The sequence below is a fragment of the Chryseobacterium sp. HR92 genome (assembly GCF_045689405.1).
GTDB lineage: Bacteria > Bacteroidota > Bacteroidia > Flavobacteriales > Weeksellaceae > Chryseobacterium > Chryseobacterium viscerum_A.
Genome location: NZ_CP139139.1, coordinates 1,423,247 through 1,441,504, shown reverse-complemented (window position 1 = coordinate 1,441,504; position 18,258 = coordinate 1,423,247). Strand labels below are relative to the sequence as shown.

Genomic DNA, 18,258 nt, shown 5'->3' with positions numbered 1-18,258 from the left:
AAGAAGCCTCGCTGAAAAGTGAGGCTTTTATTTTGAGTATTAAGATCAACTATTTGTCAAAATGATTAGGGTGCTGGGCTTTGATATCATCTACCGTTCCTAAAACTTTATCTTTTAAGGAATCCTGATATTTCTGAAGTTTTGCAGCTACTTCCTCATTACTGCTTCCTAAAATTTTTGCTGCTAAAATTCCTGCATTTAAAGCTCCGTTCAACGCCACGGTAGCCACCGGAATTCCGCCGGGCATCTGAAGAATAGATAAAACAGAATCCCATCCGTCTATAGAATTACTGGACAAGATCGGAACTCCAATCACAGGAAGTGTTGTACAGCTTGCCACCATTCCGGGAAGGTGCGCTGCTCCTCCAGCTCCTGCTACAATAACCTTCAGACCTCTTTCCTGAGCAGTTTTTGCATAATCGAACATTCTTTCCGGTGTTCTGTGTGCTGAAACTACAGTGAGTTCATAAGGGATATCAAGGCTTTTAAGAAAATTTGCAGCCTGTTCCATGATCGGCAGATCACTCTGACTGCCCATAATAATTCCTACCATCTTCAATTTTATTAGATGTCCAAAGATAAAAAATAAAAATTTAAGCTGGAAGCTGGGGAAAGGGAAGCTGGAGGTTCTTTAAAATCCATTAAATATCTCAATTAAACTAAACTAAGCATCAACCAGATAACTAGCAACTATACAACCACCACCCTTCCTCCCTCAATCTGTATCATCAAAAATTGAAACAACTGTATCCATCATAATCATTTTAAAACCTCTACATTTGTTTGTTACACTACTTATTTACGTTGAAAGATTATAAACTCATTTTTGCTGTTATTACCGTTGCTATGGTATGGGGAACTACCTTTTTAGCAATACGTGTGGCTGTGGAAACAATTCCTGCATGGTTTGTAGCGGGAATCCGTCAGTTTCTGGCTTCTATTATTATGCTTGTTGTTCTACTTTCCAGAAAGGAATTCAAGTGGATTGGCTGGAAAAGTTTGGGATATCAGATTATTTTCGCTTCCCTGATGCTGGTGGTAGCTAATGGAATGACTACTGTGGCTGAAGAAACTGTTTCAAGCAGCCTTGCTTCACTAATCAGTGCATGTTCACCTATTCTCGTGTTCCTTGGAAGTGTGGCTGTAGGATTACAGAAATTCAGTTTGCGGGCCCTTAGCGGTGTTCTGCTATGTTTCAGCGGAATTCTTTTTATTTTCTGGGACGGCCTTAAAGATCTGGCCAACCCTGATTACAGAATGGGGATGATCTTCCTTTTCTGCGCTATTGCAGGCTGGGCTTCCGGAACTATTTTTACCAAGAAGTTAAATATCCAGAGCGGAAATATAACGTTGAACCTGTTTTATCAGTTTTTGTTCGCAGGAGTTGTCCAAATTATTCTTGCCTTCCTGTTCTCTGAAAATTATAACTTCGGAAACTGGACTATTAAAAGTATTTCAGCAATGTTATACCTTTCTGTTTTTGGTTCCGTAGCAGCTTTCTTTGCGTTTCACTATGCACTGACAAAAATTTCACCGGTACAGGTTTCTATCCTTGCCTATATCAATACCATTATTGCGATATTTCTGGGTTGGCTGATTATGGATGAAAAAGTGACATTTAAATTTATCCTCGCCGCTGTAATGATCATCTGTGGTGTTTTTATTATTAATTACAAACCGGGGATGTTTAAAAGGCAAAGAATCGAGTCTTAAGGCCGAAAATAATATCAAAAATCTCACCCAATCTATCCGGCTGTTTTTTAAATTATTAAATGTAATTAAAACAGGATCCGTTTCAGATGGGGTTTCATATTCTCTCCATTTTTCCTATATTGTATACTCCAACCGATACAATATGCTGAAAAACACATTTTTTTTATTTCTGGTCTCTTCTTTTCTACTTGTAAGCTGTGATTACAAAGAGAAGGAGAAAAATCTGACAGACAGAGAGAAGCAATTATTAGAAAAAGAAAAAGTATTCGCTAAGAAAGAATCCGAATATCAGTCGCTTCTGAAAATGAGGGACAGTATTTTCGCCAAAAAAGATTCTGTGGTGATTGCTGCTGCCTGGCCCACGGAAATCTCCGGTCCATGGAACGGAAAGGTCATCTGTACAGAGTCTAACTGCAGTGAATATGCTGTGGGTGACCAGCGTACTGACATATGGGAATTCGATAACGATTCTACCCAGCCTATTACCAAAATTATCAATAACAATAATCTGGTAAGGCTGTATACGGGCAAATTTGAAAATAATGAGATCAGATTGTCTTTCAAAACAGATTCTACGGCCAAAAAAAATGTAGAAATGAGCGTTCTTCTTAATGATATTTCGGACAACAAGATCAAAGGAACAAGAACCATCACATCGGATGGCTGTACCGCCAAGTTCTCTGTTGAATTAGTACGTTCCACAAAATAAACACTTATGATTTTACTGAGTATACACAACCTGAGTTTTCCCATAGAAGATCCGGTACTTAAGTTCCTGTTGGTACTGGTCATCATCCTGGCAGCGCCATTGCTACTAAATAAAATTAAAGTTCCACACCTGCTGGGACTTATTATCGCCGGAGCCGTTATTGGTCCGAACGGATTCAATGTATTATCAAGGGATAGCAGCATTGTTGTGACGGGAACTACCGGATTGCTTTACATCATGTTCCTGGCAGGGCTTGAGATTGATATGGGAGATTTTAAAAAGAATAAATGGAAAAGTCTCACTTTTGGTATTTATACTTTTACCGTTCCTTTTGTACTGGGATATTTGGGAGGTTACTACCTTCTTCACTTTTCAATGCTGACTTCTATTCTGTTTGCCAGCCTTTTTTCATCTCATACTCTTATTGCTTATCCGTTAGTGAGTAAGTTAGGAATTGCGAAAAATAAAGCTGTTAATATCACCGTTGGAGGTACGATGATCACAGATATCCTGGCCTTATTGGTACTGGCTGTGATTGTGGGAATGTCTCAAGGAGATGTTGGAACAGAGTTTTGGGTTAAATTATCCGTCTCATTTGTAGTGTTTGCTTTAATTGTACTTATTGTATTTCCTATTATAGGGCGTTGGTTTTTCAAAAGAGTGGATGATAAAATCTCACAGTATATTTTCGTATTGGTCATGATTTATCTGGCTGCCATGCTTGCTGAACTGGCCGGTGTGGAAGCGATTATTGGAGCATTCTTTGCCGGATTGGCTTTAAACCGACTTATCCCTCACACTTCTTCTTTAATGAACAGAGTTGAATTTGTGGGAAATGCCATCTTTATTCCTTTCTTCCTGATCAGTGTAGGAATGCTGATTGATTTCAAAGTGTTCTTCAAAAGCTGGGAAACATTGGAAGTAGCGGGAATTATGCTGGTAGCTTCTATCGGTGGAAAATATCTTTCTGCCGTGGCGACTCAGAAAACATTCAGGCTGACCAAAGAGGAAGGAAAACTTATCTTTGGATTAAGTTCTGCATCCGCAGCTGCAACACTGGCATCTGTAATGGTAGGATACAACATTATCCTTTCTGAAACCGAAACCGGAGAACCTGTAAGATTACTGAATGAACATGTATTGAATGGAAGTATTTTACTGATCCTTATTTCATGTACCATCTCTTCTTTCATTTCTATGGCAAGTGCTCAGAAAATTGCTGAAAGTGATAATGAAGATACTGTTTCGGGAAATACCCATGAGGAAGAGAATATTCTCTTAGCCATTAATCATGAGGCAACTGTTGAGAGAATGGTAAATCTAGGAATTCTGATCAAAGCGCATTCCAATACTGAAGATCTGTTTGCTTTGAATGTCATCAATGAAGATAAAAATGAATCTTCAGTAAAGAATGCTGAAAAGCTTCTTCATCAGGCAGCAGATGCAGCCGCAGCCGCAGATGTGAAACTACAAGCCTTAAAAAGATATGACAATGATGTCATCAATGGGGTAAATAATGTGATTAAAGAACAGAAAATCACAGACCTCATCATCGGATTGGAGGATGAAAAAGGATTCTCTCCATCTTTCATTTACAATCTTTACAACGGTTATCTACAGAATGACGATGTGAATGTATTGGTATATCATGCTGCACAACCACTTTCTACCATTAAAAAATATGCCGTGATGATTCCTGAAAATGCTCATCAGGAAGCGGGATTCTTCCACGCATTGCTGAGAGTCTGGAATATTGCCAGAAATTCCGGTGCTACGGTTGTCTTTTATGCTCCGGAAAATATTATTGATATTCTTCAGAAAATCATAAAAAAAGCCAATATAGAAGCTGAATTTATTATCATGAATACCTGGCAGGACGGCGAAAGAACTGCTGCCCAATTGAAAGATGATGAAGCCTTGATTATTCTAATGGCAAAACGTGGTATGAAATCTTATATTCCAAGAATGAGGCTGATCCCGGAACTTCTGAACAGAAATCTGAATGATAACAATTACCTTCTGATTTTCCCTTTCTCAGAATATGATAAAAACAGTCCGGAAATACGTTCTGTAGGAAATCACGGAGACTTTGTGGAAATTGGAAATGTGATTCAGAAGATTTTTAAATAAGAGGATGGAAGCTGGAAGAAGGATGATGGAAGTTATCTATGTCTGAATAATCATTTTTTTATTAAATTATCAAACAATTTGAGTGATTATATAACAAAATAAAGGGAGCCGTTTCTATTTAAAAACGGCTCCCTTTTATTATTTTAAACTGATATTACTCAGAAATTACTCTTACCATCCCCTTCACCATGATAAGCTTTTCCATAAGCTCTTCTCTGGAATCAGCTAGAACGTTGATATGTCCCATTTTTCTTCCTGGTTTCGTTTCTGTTTTTCCATATAAGTGAATATAGGTTTCAGGAAGCTTCAAAACATCTTCCATTCCTTCATATACTACTTTTCCGGCATATCCTTCTGCTCCTACCAGATTCAGCATTCCGCTGTAAGTGATGGCATCGGTATCTGCTAAAGGTAAGTTTTTTACCACACGGTACATTTGCTCAAATTGCGAGTTCGTGTTCCCTTCCTGGCTTTGGTGTCCTGAATTGTGCAGTCTTGGAGCGGTTTCATTCACCCATACTTTTCCTTCTTTATCAAGGAATAATTCGATGGCAAATAATCCCGGAGAGTTCACAGCATTTAAAAATTTCTCTGTAATGGAATCAATCTGGCTCTGAACATCTTCCGTTAAAAGAACCGGGCATACATTGAAGTCTAAAAGGTTCAGTTTTGGATCAGCAACCATTTCTGTGACCGGGAAAATATTGGTTTCTCCTTTTTCATTTCTTGCCACAATAACGGAAAGCTCTTTTTCAATATCTACCAGACTTTCAATGACAGAAGCTTCCGTCCATAAGTGCTGATAATCTTCTTCTGTTCTGATGACCTGTACTCCTTTTCCATCATATCCACCTGTATTCATTTTCTGAACAAACGGCAATGGCATGATAATTTTTTCATCACTGTTCCACACTACCTGAAATTCAGGGCTTGGGATATCATGGGTTTTATAAAATTCTTTCTGAAGGATTTTTTGCTGGATTGTTTTGATGATATTGGCATTGGGAACCACTTTTATTCCCTGTTTTTCAAGTTCTGCCAGTGCATCAGCATTTACGTGTTCTATTTCAATGGTTACAACATCCTTATCTTTTCCGAAGTTCAGAACCGTTTCGTAGTCATTAAAATTTCCCTGTGTAAAATACGAGATATTATGACATGGCGCATCAGAAGCCGGATCCAGAGTATAAAACTCATCGTCATACTTCAGTGCACTTTGTATCAGCATTCTTCCCAGCTGTCCGCCTCCCAGAATTCCTATTTTCATTTTTTATTTTTATTAAATTTACTTCTTATTGAATTTTATCGATTTTTAAATACCCAAGCCCCATCGGGTTTTCCTGATTTTCTGCATCAGATTTTTTAAGAACGATCGTATATTTTTCTTTCATATAGGCAGGAAGGATATCACTTACATTGAAAATATCATCAATATCTACTCCATGCTTATCATCAATATGGCTTACAGCGCCTTCAAAGCCCATCGTCTGATAAAATTCGGTAGCTTTTGCTCTTTTAACAATTTCCCCCATAGACTGCCCCACCATTAAGTGCTGCTCATGAAATTCTTCAAAGAAACCAGGCTTATAACCTCCCAGATTGAGGAAAAACAATTGATCTTCTGAAGATTTTTCTCCTTTCTCTACAATCTCCACTTCATAGCCATCAGCAAATTTTACTTCCTGGTAACAGTCCAGATGAATTTTACCTTCTGCTTCCTTCCAAAACTCTTTCATATCCGGAATCAAATCTTTAAGATTCTCTGCTATTCCGAAGAAAACATCGTGCTGCTCAATATTTCTTCCTTTAGGAGTTGCCCCAAGGATGACATAAAATAATTTCATTACATTTTTCATGCATGCAAAAATACGTTAAATTTATCTTTTTCAAATGTTTGGCAGACTACTACAATAACTTTATATTTGTAACATTATTTGTAGTATGTCAGAAATCATCATACTCTTCCTTGGCGCAATTTCCGCTGGTCTTTTAGGTTCACTTACGGGTTTAGGAGGAGGAGTTATTATCATTCCTTTATTAACGCTGGGTTTTGGCGTTCCAATGCATTATGCTATCGGTGCTTCACTTATTTCTGTGATCGGTACCTCTTCCGGCGCGGCTGTAGCTTTCGTCAAAGAAGGTTTTACCAACATGAGAATCGGGATGTTTCTCGAAATAGCCACCACAGCAGGAGCTATTGCGGGTGCCTTAGTTTCGGGAATGCTTAACCCTAATACAATCGGAATTATTTTCGCAAGTATTCTTCTTCTTACTGTTATTCTGAATCTTAAAGGGAAACCGGATCACCAGGAACCTTTGGTAAAAGGAAGCCTGGAAGAAAAACTGAAATTATACGGAACATTCCCTGATAAAGGAGTATTGAAAAACTATTCTGCAAGAAATACAGTTCCTGGATTTTTGATGATGATGTTTGCAGGTGCTATGTCCGGACTTTTAGGAATAGGTTCCGGTGCTTTGAAGGTATTGGCAATGGACAATATGATGAAACTTCCTTTCAAGGTATCTACAACAACCAGTAACTTTATGATTGGAGTAACGGCTGTTGCCAGTGCACTAATCTATTTCCAGAGAGGAGAAATTATTCCTGTGATTGTAGCTCCGGTTTTAATTGGAGTTGTAATCGGAAGTTTTATCGGCTCAAAAACGCTGATGGTATCAAAGACCAAAAAATTAAAAGTATTTTTTGCCATTGTTATCACGATTCTGTCAATTTACATGATGTATAACGGTATCAACAAAAGCTTCAGATAATGAAAAAGAATTTTACAGATGTAGATCTGAACCGCTCCGTAGGAAACCTTCTGAGACTGGGTGTTATTCTGTCTGTGGCAACCTCCCTGATTGGTTTTATCAAGTTATTCTTTGAGGGTTTTAAAATGCCCGAAAAATACACAAGCCTTGTGGTAGGTACTTCTTCAGAAAAAGTATGGGGACATTTCTGGAATTCCCTGTGCAAAGGAGAGGGAATGGCTATTATTCAACTGGGAATTCTTCTGTTGATCTTCACTCCTTTGATGAGAATTGTTTTTGCTTTAATAGGCTATTTAAAAGAAAAAGACTACGTGTATGTAGTCATTTCTTCAATTGTTTTAGCAATTATGGCTGTAAGCTTCTTTGCAGGCTACGCCCACTAATTCTTACATTTCATAAAATTCTAACGGCAGCTCATCAGGATCCTGGGTGAAGAAAAATTCTTTCCCCGTGAATTCATCTATCCGGATTTCTTCACAGCTCAGCCCTTTTTCTATCAATTCATTTCGTTTTTCTGTAACATTTTCAACGGAAAAAGCGAGATGTCTTAAGCCACATGCTTCAGGACGTGATGGACGCTGAGGAGGATTGGGAAAAGAAAACAGCTCTATCACATAATAGTCCCCGATCGCGAGATCAAGTTTATAAGACTGTCTTTCTTCACGGTATACTTCCCGGATGATATTCAGATCTAAAATTTCCGTATAAAATTTCTTTGAAACGGCATAATCTGAACAGATGATTGCAATATGATGAATTTTCATTTTTTATATTTTAAATTACTTTTATCACTGTATTTCTTTACAGTTATCCTTTCTTCTCGTATCAATAATATACTGGATTTTCCATTCGTTATTCTGCTTCACCAACTGAAAGCTATTAGCCCCGCAATGTGATAATTTTTCTTTTAAATAAAAAGAGTAAGGCGTAAATACACTAGCCAGATTTCCATCCGTATGAATGGCTTCTACAATAATTCTTTCATCCAGATCTCCCTTTGTAAATTTTGAAACCGAAACAACAAAATCTGATATGCTGTCACTTTTTACAGTACCATCCTTCGTGATTGTTTGAAGAACGGCATTTTCAGCAAAGGCTGATTTTACCAGCTCAGGATCTGCATTTTTCATGCCAAGGAATAAGTTACGGATAGGTTTTTCAATATCCTGATTCTGCTGCCCGAAGCAAACAGCACTTAACAGTAAAAGAATACCAGCGACTTTTTTCATGTAATACGTTTTAAGAAATAAAAATAGGGAAAATAATGTTTCAGCTAAACGATTTTCTTCAATTTCAAATACTTGCCCATAAATGTAATCTTCCTTTTACACAGTATTTATTTTAACTTCCTTAGAATGGCAACTTTTGTTTGTATCATTTTAATTGTTGATATCATCTGCCTTTGTCATTCCGAAGGAATCCAGGCTAACCAATTTTAATATAAAAACATTCTTATCCCATACTTTGCTTAGATTCCTACGGAATGACAGTATGGTTGTTTTATCTTCTTATTAGGTTTTTTATCACTCCGTAGAAACTGGATATTCACATAAAATAGAAGCATTTGTACCTTCTAATAGGAAACAAATTCAATCATAAAACAATAAATTTTCAAAAACATTTTTTGTAACTTTTGTAAAAATAACGCACAAATGATAGAATTTTTAAATGGTAAACATACCTACTATATCTATATTTTGACCAACAAAAGCAGAAGAGTTTTATATACAGGAGTAACAGGTAATCTTCATAGAAGGTTGTATCAGCACAAAACAAAGCTGAATCCTGGCAGCTTTACAGCAAGATATAATCTTGAATTTCTAATTTACTACGAAAAATTTAATTGGATTCATCATGCCATTGCGAGAGAAAAAGAAATTAAAAACTGGGCAAGAGCTAAAAAACTAGAGCTTATAAGAACGGTGAATCCTAACTTAGAATTTTTGAATTATTTGTTTGAAAACTGGTCTTAATACAATAAGTTATAAATTTCTAAGAATACCAACCATTACATATTATGAACTGAATGTGTAATAAAACACGAATTTTGTCATTCCGTAGGAATCCAGACTCATCAATTATACTTTGCTTAGATTCCTACGGAATGACAAAAGTGAAAACAAACAAATCTGTATGAAAGAACCATCGCATAGAAATCCTAGCTCCTTTATACTAAAAAAGTGGGCCAAAGCCCACTCCTGTTGAATATTATTTTTTATCAGAATCCAAAGTTCCATCCCCAATTAATCGTCCTGTTTCTGCCCCAGCTTCCTGTTTCTGTCCCTACTTTATATTCAGCAAAAAATATAAATAATAAAACAATCGTAACAATAATGAGAATATAAATTTTCTTCTTTTTCATACTAGAATTTCATCACATCCTTCACTACCCCGTTTTTCTGAGTGTGCTGTAATAACTCAGCTTCAATGAAAGTTTTAATCTGTTCTTCAGAGCCATTGTTCGGGAACAGAAGGTGAACATTAGCTCCTGCATCCAACGTAAAGAATAAAGGCAATCCGGTTTCTCTTCTGAAATCCCAGATTTTATTGATGACTTCCAATGTACCTGTTTTCATCAGGATAAAAGCAGGATCACTCATCATCATCATCGCGTGTAATGTAAGTGCTTCGTGTTCTACCAGCTTGATAAAACGTTCCATATCTCCGTTTTTCAGGATCTCTTTCATTGGTACAAAGTTTTCTCTTGCTTCCTGGAACCTTCTTTCTGCGTAAGGATTGGTATTCATCAAACCGTGTCCTACTGTTGAAGAAACACTCTTCTGTCCTTCATGAATTAACAATACCCAGTCGTTAAAGTTTTTAAATACTTCATGAATTTCAGCATCCGGATATTGTAGTCCAAACAGATCTGAACTTCCTTCTACCTCATCAGTTTCCCCCCATACAACAAGACCGCTGTATAAGCTTCTGCATGCACTTCCACTTCCTAATCTTGCTAAGAATGAAGCTTTTCTCAAAGACTCTTGCTCAGAAGTTTTTTCTGTAAATGAAGTATCCAGTGCCATCAGACATTTTGCAATCGCTCCAAATCCTGAAGCTGAACTTGCAATCCCGGAACTGTGTGGAAATGTATTTTCTGTTCTGATAACATATTTCCCTTTTAAAATCCATGGAAGATACTGTTCTATATTTTTGAAATATTTCTCAATTTTTTCAGCAAACTTCACTTCTTCGTTACCGGCCAGAAAAGTCTTTACTGAAAAAGGTTCATTTGCAATAAACTCCATTGAAGTATTAGTTTTACAATGGTTTAATGTATAGCTGATGCTTGGGTTGGCAGGAATCTGATCAGCATATTTCCCCCAATATTTAATCAGAGCAATATTAGACGGACAGCTTTCTGAAACCGTTTGGGTATGAATGGTGAAATTTTCTTTTCCTATAAAATCTTGTGTCGTCATAGTTTAATTTAAGTCAGTATTTTGAACCACCCTGTCAAAAATTCTTTGAATTTTCGCCACCCTTCCAAGGGAGGGGAATCTTCACATCTTCATTTGTATTTGACGTGAAAAACAGGGGATTAAAATTTTTAGTACATCTTTTCTATAATGTCTGCGTATTTTTTGATCACTACATTTCTTTTGACCTTCAATGTAGGGGTAATTTCGCCTGTATTGATATCAAATTCTGCCGGCATCAAAGTGAACTTCTTCACTTTTTCATAGTCTGCCAGGTGGCTCTGTAATTCTTTTAATTTCTCTTTATAAAGGTTGATGATCTTTTCATTTTTTACAGCGTCTTCCCAATTGGTGAAAGGAATATTGTTTTTCTTGATATAATCCTGTAAAAACTCAAAATTAGGAACGATCAATGCTGAAACAAACTGTCTTCCCTCTGCAATCAGCATAATCTGCTGAATGAAATTATTATTGGTCAAAAGGTTTTCGATCTGTTGAGGAGCAATATATTTTCCATTGGAAGTTTTCATCAGATCTTTGATTCTGTCTGTAATAATCAGATTTCCTTTATCATCAAATTTTCCTGCATCACCAGTTTTGAACCATCCGTCTTCCGTGAATACTTTCTGGGTTTCTTCAGGCTTATTGTAATACCCTTTCATGATTCCGTTACCTCTGGCCTGAATTTCATCATTTTCTCCGATACGCATTTCTACACCTGGTAAAGGTTTCCCGCTTGTTCCATGTTCAAAATGAGTCAGAGGAAAAAGCGTCAGTGTTGCGGTAGTTTCCGTTAATCCATATCCTACTGTTACATGAATTCCTACTGATTCAAAGAAACGGGTAACTTCCGGTGACAATGAAGCTCCTCCACAAGGTAAAAACCAAAGTCTTCCGCCCATTTTCTCTTTGATTTTACTGAAAACCAATCTATCCGCAACGGCTTCTTTGAATTTTAATCCAAAAGGAATCGTTTTTTCATTTCTTCTCAATTCAGCAGTTTCCCAACCGGTTTTAAGGGCCCAGTCAAATATTTTTTTCTTTAATGATGAGCCTTCTTCCGCTTTTTCAAGAACTCCGGCATATACTTTCTGGAAAAATCTTGGTACTGCACACATAGCAGTAGGTTTTACTTCTTCCAGTGCTTTGGCTACATTTTTAGGATCTTCCAGGAAATATACTCGGGCACCACCATATAAACATAATAAGCTCCAGCTTCTCTCAAAAACATGACTTAATGGTAAAAATGCCAATGAAAGTTCTTCTTCAAAGTTTTTAAATTTAAAAAATTCAAAATGAGAATCGAATGCCTTGATGAAGTTTCCATGGGTAAGCATTACCCCTTTCGGAACTCCTGTTGTTCCGGAAGTATAGATTAAAGTGGCAGTATCATCATTTTCTTTCTTGCAGATCTCAAGTTCTGGTGAAGCTTTTGCAATAAAATCTTCAAGATAAAAACTATTGAATTCTTTCTTGATCCACACTGCTTTTTTAGAGACAATAATGGTTTCAAGATTGTTTTCTTCTTTATGTAAAAACTCAAGACAAGCATCATACTGCATTTGGTTTCCTACTAAAACTACTTTAGCTCCGGAATCGTTAATGATATGCTCTGCCTGCTCAGCATTATTGGTTGAATAAATAGGCACCGTAACTGCACCAATGGCCATTGAAGCCAGGTCAACAATCATCCATTCGGACGAGTTATCTGAATAAATAGCGACTCTGTCATTCTCCTGAACTCCAGCCTCCTTTAAGGCATTGGCTGTTTTAAAAATAACCTCACTGAATTTTTTCCAGCTCAGCTCTTTCCAGGCAGCATCTTTCTTTTTAAATCCAATAGCTGCTTTTATAGGATGTTTTTCTACATTTTTAAGGATAATTGCCTCTGCAAGATTCATTTCTTCAGCTTTTTGTCGTTAATATAATTATTCAGGTGAAAGTCGATACTTTCTTTTACAGGAATAAACTGATAGTTCAGTTTTTCTTTGACTTTGTGATTGGAAATGGTGTTGAATGAAGAAATGGCTTCAATATTTGATTTGGTAACCATTTTCAGTTTGGGAATCAGCCATCCGAAAAGGGTATTGGCTATTCTTCCGATATTTAATACAGATTGTGAAAGAATTCGGGCATCTTTAAGTCCCAGACGGGTTCTGACCTGTTTTGCCAGATCGGCATACCTGTTGTTTTCAGCAACAATGATAAAACGTTCTCCGAAAAGATTGTTTTCCATTAATCCTATGGCAGTATTGGCAACATCTCTTACGTCAACATACGCAGAACCTCCCGAAAAGGTAAAGCCATTGTCTTCAAAAGTAGAGAAAAGCTCACCGCTGCTTTGATTCCAGTTTCCACTTCCCACGATCATTCCCGGATTGATAATCACGACATTCATGCCTTCTGCTGAGGCTCTCCATGCTTCCATTTCAGATAAATGTTTGGATATAGCATAGGCAGAATGTTCCAGTTTTGGATTAAAATCAGAATCTTCATCCAGTTCTCCTTTTTCATTGAAATTATCAAGAACAGCCACAGAACTCACATGAAGAAATTTTTTAACGTCTGATCCTTCGCAGGCAAACAAGAGATTTTCTGTACCCTTAATGTTTGTACGGTACATTTCTTTTTCATCTTTGGGATGAAAGCTCACTTTTGCAGCACAATGATACACCTCATCTACACCTTGCAGTGCTGTTGTCAGAGAATCGAGATCATCAAAATCTACGTTTACCCATTCGATCTTATTAAAAAAATCGTCGGGATTTTCCGTATAAAAGCTGTATGAATGCTTTACTTCGTTTAAATTGCTGCCCGGTCTTTTGGAAGCACGTACATTTTTACCTCTTTTAAGAAGTTCCAGTACAATTATTCTTCCCAGAATTCCGGTAGCACCCGTTACAAAAATCATTAATTATTTTACTTGATTACTGACTAAAATATAACAATATTTTCTATCCGGCAATTCTTCCGGATCCGGCAAAAATTCCTCAGAAAAACTGCTTTTGCAAATTTGCGATTTTTAAAGCATAATTCAACTTTATTTAACCAATATTATCACTCAGAAATCAACAAACCAGAAAAATTTTAATTACAATAGATCATTACATTTAAAAGTCCTGAAAGAATGTGCAACTTTCAGGACTTCTATGATAAGAAATGCTCTATTTTCTAAGCCATTACCTCATTATTTCTTCTTGGAGCTTTGTCACAAAGAACGTCTGCAATGCTCTTGGAAATAAGGTTTCCTTCTGTAAGATTATCCAGCCAGAAAAATTCTCCTGCTGCATTGATTTCGATGAAATAATATTCGTCTTCAGGGGAAACGATCATGTCGATTGCTCCATAATCTACATTGTAAATATCTAGGAGTTCAAGCAGTTTTGCTTCCACATCTCCAGGAAGTTCTGTTCTGTTCCATTTATCAATGAGGTTGATCCCATCTTTTCTCCAGTCTACTTTAGCATCTTCGGACTGCTGGGAGTCTATTTCAAATGCATAAACATCTCTTCCTACAATGGTAATACGAAGTTCTTTTTTCTTTTGAATCATCTGCTGAAACTGCATAGGGCAGTATAACAAGGAATCAAGCTCTTCCAGTTTATCTTCGCTGACAACGTTGGTAAACACTACATTTTCAACACCGTCTTCATAGATGGCGAAACCGGTTTGCATTTTGGCTACCACATTCTGATGTTTCAGAATAAATTTTCTGGCTTCATCGGGATTGTTGGTAAGGCATGTGGCCGGAATGGTCAGCCCTAATTTATCTGCAATTTTCAATTGTTCTTCTTTGCTGTCGAGTCTTCTGTAAACACTTGGCTTACCTAAAGAATAAGCATCCACAGATTCAAAGAAACCGAAAAGTGTATTTCTGATTTCTCCCATTGCTGCACCGTAAAACTTAGAATCCATTTCTTCTCTCAGGCCTTTTCCGATATTGTAAGCTCTTCTGTACCATATGGCAGAAATATCATCCAAACGATGTTTTGCATCTGGAGTTTCAAGAAAACTTATCCATTCCCCATCCTGAAAAATGGTAGACAGTTTGTTTTGTAAAGGATAGATATCAACATCAAAACGAATGACTTCACAGCCATTTTTTCCGATGTATTCTGTTACTTTTTCAATAGAAAAATTATCTGCGGTATGGGTAATAATTAAAATTTTATTCATGGAAATTGATTCTTTTGATAAGATTATCGGCAATTCTTTCTGCGATGGGAAATCCCAGTTCTTTCTGAAGCATTCCCCACTCTCCCTGTGGATTCACTTCAAGGAAATAATATGCTCCGTCTCTTCCTTTGATCATATCGATAGCTCCTATATAAAGTCCCATTTCGTTCATCATGGAAGTGAGATTGGTTTTGATGAAATCCGGAAGTTCATAAGCTGACCAGAAATAGCCTTCACGAGCAACCCGCCAGTCTGCATTTTCACTGTTATTGATCTTTCCTGTGAAAAAATCACCGTCTACATAAACGATTCTCAATTCGTATTCTTTGTCAATGTAGGGTTGAAAAATCATCGGACAGTAAACAATATCTGAAAGATGTTCCAGAGATTCTTCTTCAATAACCGTAGTGGAAATCATATTTTCTCCTGACATGGTTTTTGCTGTCACTCCATGAAGCTTAGCAATTGCTTTTCCCTGACAGTATTGATGGAAAAATGTTGTTATTCTTTCTTCATCATTGGAAAAAATGGTTTTGGGAATGGTTAAGTTATTTCTTTCTGCTACTTTTAGCTGAAAAATCTTATTTCCATCAACCTTTTTTTCGTTTTCATAAGGATTAATCCAGGGAATATGTTCTAAGGCAGTCATCAGATTATAACGCAGACTTCCGTATTCATTCAGGAAGATTCTTTCATAGTCCTGATCCAATTCTTCGGGAGCACTGATTCTCCAGGCTTTTCTATGCCATACCCCTTTAATAGCATCCGAATGAATGGTATTTCCGAACTCGTCAGTCAATTCAAATGAATTTTCATGAATGCTGATTTTCTGAAGATGATTCAGGCGGTCAGAATTCAGTCTGAAATAGTGGATGTTTTTGGAGGCCAGGTATTCAAAAAAGATATCGATATTATAAAAATCCTGTGAATGGGTGATGCAGAGAATCATTTGCCGGTTTTTATTAAAAAGGGAAACTTAATGTTTAAGTTTCCCTACTATTTTATTAATATTCTACCTGATTTTATAGTGGAATAGTGATTGTATCGTCATCACCATCAGATGGATATTTCAGCGTGTGCATCATATCATCTTTCGGAGAAGTTACAACGTCTACTGCCGGCTTTGTAATCACGTCTCTTTCAGGAATTGTAATATCAGTTCCTCCTTTTACAGTTTCAGGATCCTTCACCTGTTTTTCCAGAAATGATGCGAAAAACGGTTTCTTCTTTGAGTTATTGCTTTTCATAATGTTTTAGTTTTGTTTGATATATAATTTAGCCTATGCTTTATATTTCTTATGCTTCTAAAACATCCTCATCTCCGTCAGAAGGATATTTCATTGTTACATTATCATTATCAGGTTTAGTAACATTATCCTTAAGAGGAGTAGTAATCTGATCCTGTAGGGATGTCGTAATCTGATCTGCAAGTACAGAAGTAATACCTCCTCCTTTTACTGTTTCAGGGTCTTTAACCTGTTTTTCTAAGAATGACGCGAAAAATGGCTTCTTTTTTGAATTTTTGTTTTCCATAAGTTAATATTTTTATTGTTTTGGAAATCCAAAGTACAAAAAATTCAAATCATGGAGAAATAATATTACTTTTTAATAAAAATTTAACATAATATCAAAAAATAAAGTATAAAATTAATTCAATCCAAGAAACTCCTTAACAACGTTTGCAAAATCAACTGGATTTTCGGCCTGCACCCAGTGCCCAGCATTTTTCACCGTAACTATCTTAGCTTTAGGAAATTGCTGCTTGATTCCGAATTCATCCTGTGGCAGAATATAATTGGATTTTGCCCCTGCTATAAATAATGTATCCCCTTCAAAAACTCCAAATTTAACAGCATTGGATACAAATTCAGTATATTTTTCAGATAATGTTTTAAGATTAAATCTCCAGCCCAGTTTTTTATTTTCATCCCAATACAGGTTTTTCGTTAAAAACTGTATGGTTGATTTTTCAGGAATATACTGGTTAAGAACTGCTTCCACTTCATTTCTTGAGCCAACTTTATTAAAATCAACAGTTTCCAGGGCTTTGATAATTCCCTGGTGGTGTGGCGGATATGCTTTAGGTGAAATATCGACAACAATCAGTTTTTCAACACGTTCAGGATATTTTATGGCAAACTGCATCACCGCTTTTCCTCCTAAAGAATGTCCTAAAACATGAGCTTTCTGAATTCCATAATGATCCATATAGTGTACAATATCATCTGCCAGATCATCATGAGACATACTTTCTGAATGAAAGCTTCTTCCGTGGTTTCTAAGGTCGATCAGATGTACAGGAAGATATTCTCCCAGATCTTTTCCGAAACTTCCCCAGTTGTCAAGCATTCCAAATAATCCGTGAAATACAAGAAGCGGCGTATTGGTTGAATTTTCGCCGAATATTTTTGAGTTTAAGATTTCCATATTTTTTAGACGTTAGATATGAGAAATTAAAAGTTAGATAACATAAGAGATCAGAAACGAAGTTTCACTAACTTCTAATCTCTAACTTCTAGCTTCTTATTAATTACCATTTTGCCAGTCTCTTCAGATAAGCCTGAACTGTGTTTTCCAATCCCATATAAAGTGCTTCAGAAACCAAAGCATGTCCGATAGATACTTCCAACAGGTTTGGAATAGTATCTGCAAAGTATTTCAGGTTTTCTAAACTTAGATCATGACCTGCATTGATTCCCAATCCGAAATTGGTAGCTTCAACCGCTGTGTCGTAATAAGGTTTGATAGCCTGTTCTTTATTGGTAAGATAATTTTTTGCGTAAGCTTCAGTGTACAGTTCAATTCTGTCTGCTCCGGTCTTTGCCGCATATTCTACAAGCTCTGGTAAAGGATCCAGGAAAATAGAGGTACGGATACCTGCCTTTTTAAATTCTGCGATGATCTCTGTAAGGTAATCAAGATGTTTTTTTGTGTCCCATCCTGCATTGGATGTAATGGCATCATCAGCATCCGGCACTAAAGTTACCTGCTCAGGCTTCACTTCCAGTACCATATCGATAAAACTATGATGAGGGTTTCCTTCAATATTAAACTCAGTCGTAACCAACGGCTTCAGATCATAGACATCTTTTCTTGTGATATGCCTTTCATCAGGTCTTGGATGGATGGTAATTCCCTGTCCTCCGAATTCCTGAATTTTTACAGCAGCCTCTGTAACACTTGGGGTTTCACCTCCTCTTGCATTTCTTAACGTCGCAATTTTATTAATGTTTACGCTTAGTTTTGTCATTTTTTATTTTAGATGTTAGATATGAGATGTTAGAAGTTAGATAACAAATTGCTATTATCATTTCACTAGTATACTTCTCTATACCATTA

21 protein-coding genes are annotated in these 18,258 nt (G+C 36.7%); 6 read left to right on the top strand and 15 right to left on the bottom strand.

Features of this window, described 5'->3' with window-relative positions; all coding sequences use genetic code 11:
- Positions 1-49: 49 nt before the first annotated feature.
- Entirely contained in the window at positions 50-553 is a 504-nt protein-coding gene (gene purE / locus SFA27_RS06520) for a 5-(carboxyamino)imidazole ribonucleotide mutase (protein WP_047378465.1), read from the bottom strand.
- Positions 554-804: 251 nt separating this feature from the next.
- On the opposite strand from purE, the gene SFA27_RS06515 reads away from it, so the two are divergent.
- The 3 genes from SFA27_RS06515 to SFA27_RS06505 all read left to right on the top strand — a co-directional run bounded on the left by SFA27_RS06515 (position 805) and on the right by SFA27_RS06505 (position 4,552).
- Complete coding sequence (locus SFA27_RS06515) at positions 805-1,713, top strand: DMT family transporter (RefSeq protein WP_264518684.1); 909 nt, start codon at positions 805-807, stop codon at positions 1,711-1,713.
- A gap of 142 nt (positions 1,714-1,855) precedes the next feature.
- Entirely contained in the window at positions 1,856-2,422 is a 567-nt protein-coding gene (locus tag SFA27_RS06510) for a hypothetical protein (protein ID WP_047378468.1), read from the top strand.
- Positions 2,423-2,428: 6 nt separating this feature from the next.
- Complete coding sequence (locus SFA27_RS06505; RefSeq protein ID WP_407297130.1) at positions 2,429-4,552, top strand: cation:proton antiporter; 2,124 nt, start codon at positions 2,429-2,431, stop codon at positions 4,550-4,552.
- Between the two features lie 154 nt (positions 4,553-4,706).
- Here the strand turns inward: SFA27_RS06505 and SFA27_RS06500 are convergent, their stop codons facing one another.
- Together SFA27_RS06500 and SFA27_RS06495 are read right to left on the bottom strand one after the other, a co-directional pair.
- Positions 4,707-5,819, bottom strand: coding sequence for a 5-(carboxyamino)imidazole ribonucleotide synthase (locus tag SFA27_RS06500; protein WP_407297128.1), 1,113 nt, complete (start codon positions 5,817-5,819; stop codon positions 4,707-4,709).
- Between the two features lie 25 nt (positions 5,820-5,844).
- The gene (locus tag SFA27_RS06495) at positions 5,845-6,396 is read right to left on the bottom strand and encodes a DUF1543 domain-containing protein (RefSeq protein ID WP_047379475.1); all 552 of its coding nucleotides are present in this window, start codon (positions 6,394-6,396) and stop codon (positions 5,845-5,847) included.
- A 97-nt stretch (positions 6,397-6,493) separates the two neighbouring features.
- Here SFA27_RS06495 and SFA27_RS06490 point away from each other — a divergent pair, with 97 nt between their 5' ends.
- Both SFA27_RS06490 and SFA27_RS06485 read left to right on the top strand, forming a co-directional pair.
- Positions 6,494-7,324 carry a sulfite exporter TauE/SafE family protein gene (locus SFA27_RS06490; protein WP_047378473.1) on the top strand — a complete coding sequence of 277 codons (831 nt, stop codon included), beginning with the start codon at positions 6,494-6,496 and terminating at the stop codon, positions 7,322-7,324.
- Positions 7,324-7,707, top strand: a complete 384-nt coding sequence (locus SFA27_RS06485; protein ID WP_047378474.1) for a DUF1634 domain-containing protein — start codon at positions 7,324-7,326, stop codon at positions 7,705-7,707. The genes SFA27_RS06490 and SFA27_RS06485 overlap by 1 nt, the downstream gene beginning before the upstream one ends.
- Before the next feature lie 3 nt (positions 7,708-7,710).
- On the opposite strand, the gene SFA27_RS06480 is transcribed toward SFA27_RS06485, so the two are convergent.
- Together SFA27_RS06480 and SFA27_RS06475 are read right to left on the bottom strand one after the other, a co-directional pair.
- Entirely contained in the window at positions 7,711-8,088 is a 378-nt protein-coding gene (locus SFA27_RS06480) for a VOC family protein (protein WP_407297125.1), read from the bottom strand.
- Between the two features lie 24 nt (positions 8,089-8,112).
- Positions 8,113-8,553 carry a nuclear transport factor 2 family protein gene (locus tag SFA27_RS06475; RefSeq protein ID WP_407297123.1) on the bottom strand — a complete coding sequence of 147 codons (441 nt, stop codon included), beginning with the start codon at positions 8,551-8,553 and terminating at the stop codon, positions 8,113-8,115.
- Between the two features lie 423 nt (positions 8,554-8,976).
- Here SFA27_RS06475 and SFA27_RS06470 point away from each other — a divergent pair, with 423 nt between their 5' ends.
- Positions 8,977-9,297 (top strand): GIY-YIG nuclease family protein, encoded by a 321-nt coding sequence (locus tag SFA27_RS06470; RefSeq protein WP_264517305.1) that lies wholly within the window; start codon positions 8,977-8,979, stop codon positions 9,295-9,297.
- Positions 9,298-9,542: 245 nt separating this feature from the next.
- On the opposite strand, the gene SFA27_RS06465 is transcribed toward SFA27_RS06470, so the two are convergent.
- The 10 genes from SFA27_RS06465 to SFA27_RS06420 form a co-directional block, all read right to left on the bottom strand.
- Complete coding sequence (locus tag SFA27_RS06465) at positions 9,543-9,686, bottom strand: hypothetical protein (RefSeq protein WP_407297121.1); 144 nt, start codon at positions 9,684-9,686, stop codon at positions 9,543-9,545.
- Position 9,687: 1 nt separating this feature from the next.
- On the bottom strand, positions 9,688-10,746 hold the full coding sequence (locus SFA27_RS06460; protein WP_407297119.1) for a diphosphomevalonate/mevalonate 3,5-bisphosphate decarboxylase family protein: 1,059 nt from the start codon (positions 10,744-10,746) through the stop codon (positions 9,688-9,690).
- Positions 10,747-10,874: 128 nt separating this feature from the next.
- On the bottom strand, positions 10,875-12,644 hold the full coding sequence (locus SFA27_RS06455; protein ID WP_407297117.1) for an AMP-dependent synthetase/ligase: 1,770 nt from the start codon (positions 12,642-12,644) through the stop codon (positions 10,875-10,877).
- Complete coding sequence (locus tag SFA27_RS06450) at positions 12,641-13,654, bottom strand: NAD-dependent epimerase/dehydratase family protein (protein WP_407297115.1); 1,014 nt, start codon at positions 13,652-13,654, stop codon at positions 12,641-12,643. Before SFA27_RS06450 ends, SFA27_RS06455 begins: the two co-directional genes overlap by 4 nt.
- Before the next feature lie 260 nt (positions 13,655-13,914).
- On the bottom strand, positions 13,915-14,919 hold the full coding sequence (locus tag SFA27_RS06445) for an MvdD family ATP-grasp ribosomal peptide maturase (RefSeq protein WP_255816229.1): 1,005 nt from the start codon (positions 14,917-14,919) through the stop codon (positions 13,915-13,917).
- Positions 14,912-15,868 (bottom strand): MvdC family ATP-grasp ribosomal peptide maturase, encoded by a 957-nt coding sequence (locus tag SFA27_RS06440; RefSeq protein WP_407297113.1) that lies wholly within the window; start codon positions 15,866-15,868, stop codon positions 14,912-14,914. Before SFA27_RS06440 ends, SFA27_RS06445 begins: the two co-directional genes overlap by 8 nt.
- 73 nt (positions 15,869-15,941) lie before the next feature.
- Entirely contained in the window at positions 15,942-16,166 is a 225-nt protein-coding gene (locus tag SFA27_RS06435) for a microviridin/marinostatin family tricyclic proteinase inhibitor (RefSeq protein WP_047378489.1), read from the bottom strand.
- Between the two features lie 49 nt (positions 16,167-16,215).
- Positions 16,216-16,452 carry a microviridin/marinostatin family tricyclic proteinase inhibitor gene (locus SFA27_RS06430; RefSeq protein ID WP_047378491.1) on the bottom strand — a complete coding sequence of 79 codons (237 nt, stop codon included), beginning with the start codon at positions 16,450-16,452 and terminating at the stop codon, positions 16,216-16,218.
- A 114-nt stretch (positions 16,453-16,566) separates the two neighbouring features.
- Positions 16,567-17,346 (bottom strand): alpha/beta fold hydrolase, encoded by a 780-nt coding sequence (locus tag SFA27_RS06425; protein ID WP_407297111.1) that lies wholly within the window; start codon positions 17,344-17,346, stop codon positions 16,567-16,569.
- Between the two features lie 103 nt (positions 17,347-17,449).
- Complete coding sequence (locus tag SFA27_RS06420) at positions 17,450-18,169, bottom strand: pyridoxine 5'-phosphate synthase (RefSeq protein WP_047378493.1); 720 nt, start codon at positions 18,167-18,169, stop codon at positions 17,450-17,452.
- Positions 18,170-18,258: the final 89 nt, after the last annotated feature.

Excerpts from the sequence above, each read along its gene's own strand:
- SFA27_RS06425 (WP_407297111.1), bottom strand. The coding sequence starts at position 17,346 with ATGGAAATCTTAAACTCAAAAATATTCGGCGAAAATTCAACCAATACG.
- SFA27_RS06430 (WP_047378491.1), bottom strand. The coding sequence starts at position 16,452 with ATGGAAAACAAAAATTCAAAAAAGAAGCCATTTTTCGCGTCATTCTTA.
- SFA27_RS06465 (WP_407297121.1), bottom strand. The coding sequence starts at position 9,686 with ATGAAAAAGAAGAAAATTTATATTCTCATTATTGTTACGATTGTTTTA.
- SFA27_RS06440 (WP_407297113.1), bottom strand. The coding sequence starts at position 15,868 with ATGATTCTCTGCATCACCCATTCACAGGATTTTTATAATATCGATATC.
- SFA27_RS06495 (WP_047379475.1), bottom strand. The coding sequence starts at position 6,396 with ATGAAATTATTTTATGTCATCCTTGGGGCAACTCCTAAAGGAAGAAAT.
- SFA27_RS06510 (WP_047378468.1), top strand. The coding sequence starts at position 1,856 with ATGCTGAAAAACACATTTTTTTTATTTCTGGTCTCTTCTTTTCTACTT.
- SFA27_RS06420 (WP_047378493.1), bottom strand. The coding sequence starts at position 18,169 with ATGACAAAACTAAGCGTAAACATTAATAAAATTGCGACGTTAAGAAAT.
- SFA27_RS06450 (WP_407297115.1), bottom strand. The coding sequence starts at position 13,654 with ATGATTTTTGTAACGGGTGCTACCGGAATTCTGGGAAGAATAATTGTA.
- SFA27_RS06435 (WP_047378489.1), bottom strand. The coding sequence starts at position 16,166 with ATGAAAAGCAATAACTCAAAGAAGAAACCGTTTTTCGCATCATTTCTG.
- SFA27_RS06500 (WP_407297128.1), bottom strand. The coding sequence starts at position 5,819 with ATGAAAATAGGAATTCTGGGAGGCGGACAGCTGGGAAGAATGCTGATA.
- SFA27_RS06490 (WP_047378473.1), top strand. The coding sequence starts at position 6,494 with ATGTCAGAAATCATCATACTCTTCCTTGGCGCAATTTCCGCTGGTCTT.
- SFA27_RS06475 (WP_407297123.1), bottom strand. The coding sequence starts at position 8,553 with ATGAAAAAAGTCGCTGGTATTCTTTTACTGTTAAGTGCTGTTTGCTTC.
- SFA27_RS06480 (WP_407297125.1), bottom strand. The coding sequence starts at position 8,088 with ATGAAAATTCATCATATTGCAATCATCTGTTCAGATTATGCCGTTTCA.
- SFA27_RS06445 (WP_255816229.1), bottom strand. The coding sequence starts at position 14,919 with ATGAATAAAATTTTAATTATTACCCATACCGCAGATAATTTTTCTATT.
- purE (WP_047378465.1), bottom strand. The coding sequence starts at position 553 with ATGGTAGGAATTATTATGGGCAGTCAGAGTGATCTGCCGATCATGGAA.
- SFA27_RS06470 (WP_264517305.1), top strand. The coding sequence starts at position 8,977 with ATGATAGAATTTTTAAATGGTAAACATACCTACTATATCTATATTTTG.
- SFA27_RS06505 (WP_407297130.1), top strand. The coding sequence starts at position 2,429 with ATGATTTTACTGAGTATACACAACCTGAGTTTTCCCATAGAAGATCCG.
- SFA27_RS06485 (WP_047378474.1), top strand. The coding sequence starts at position 7,324 with ATGAAAAAGAATTTTACAGATGTAGATCTGAACCGCTCCGTAGGAAAC.
- SFA27_RS06460 (WP_407297119.1), bottom strand. The coding sequence starts at position 10,746 with ATGACGACACAAGATTTTATAGGAAAAGAAAATTTCACCATTCATACC.
- SFA27_RS06455 (WP_407297117.1), bottom strand. The coding sequence starts at position 12,644 with ATGAATCTTGCAGAGGCAATTATCCTTAAAAATGTAGAAAAACATCCT.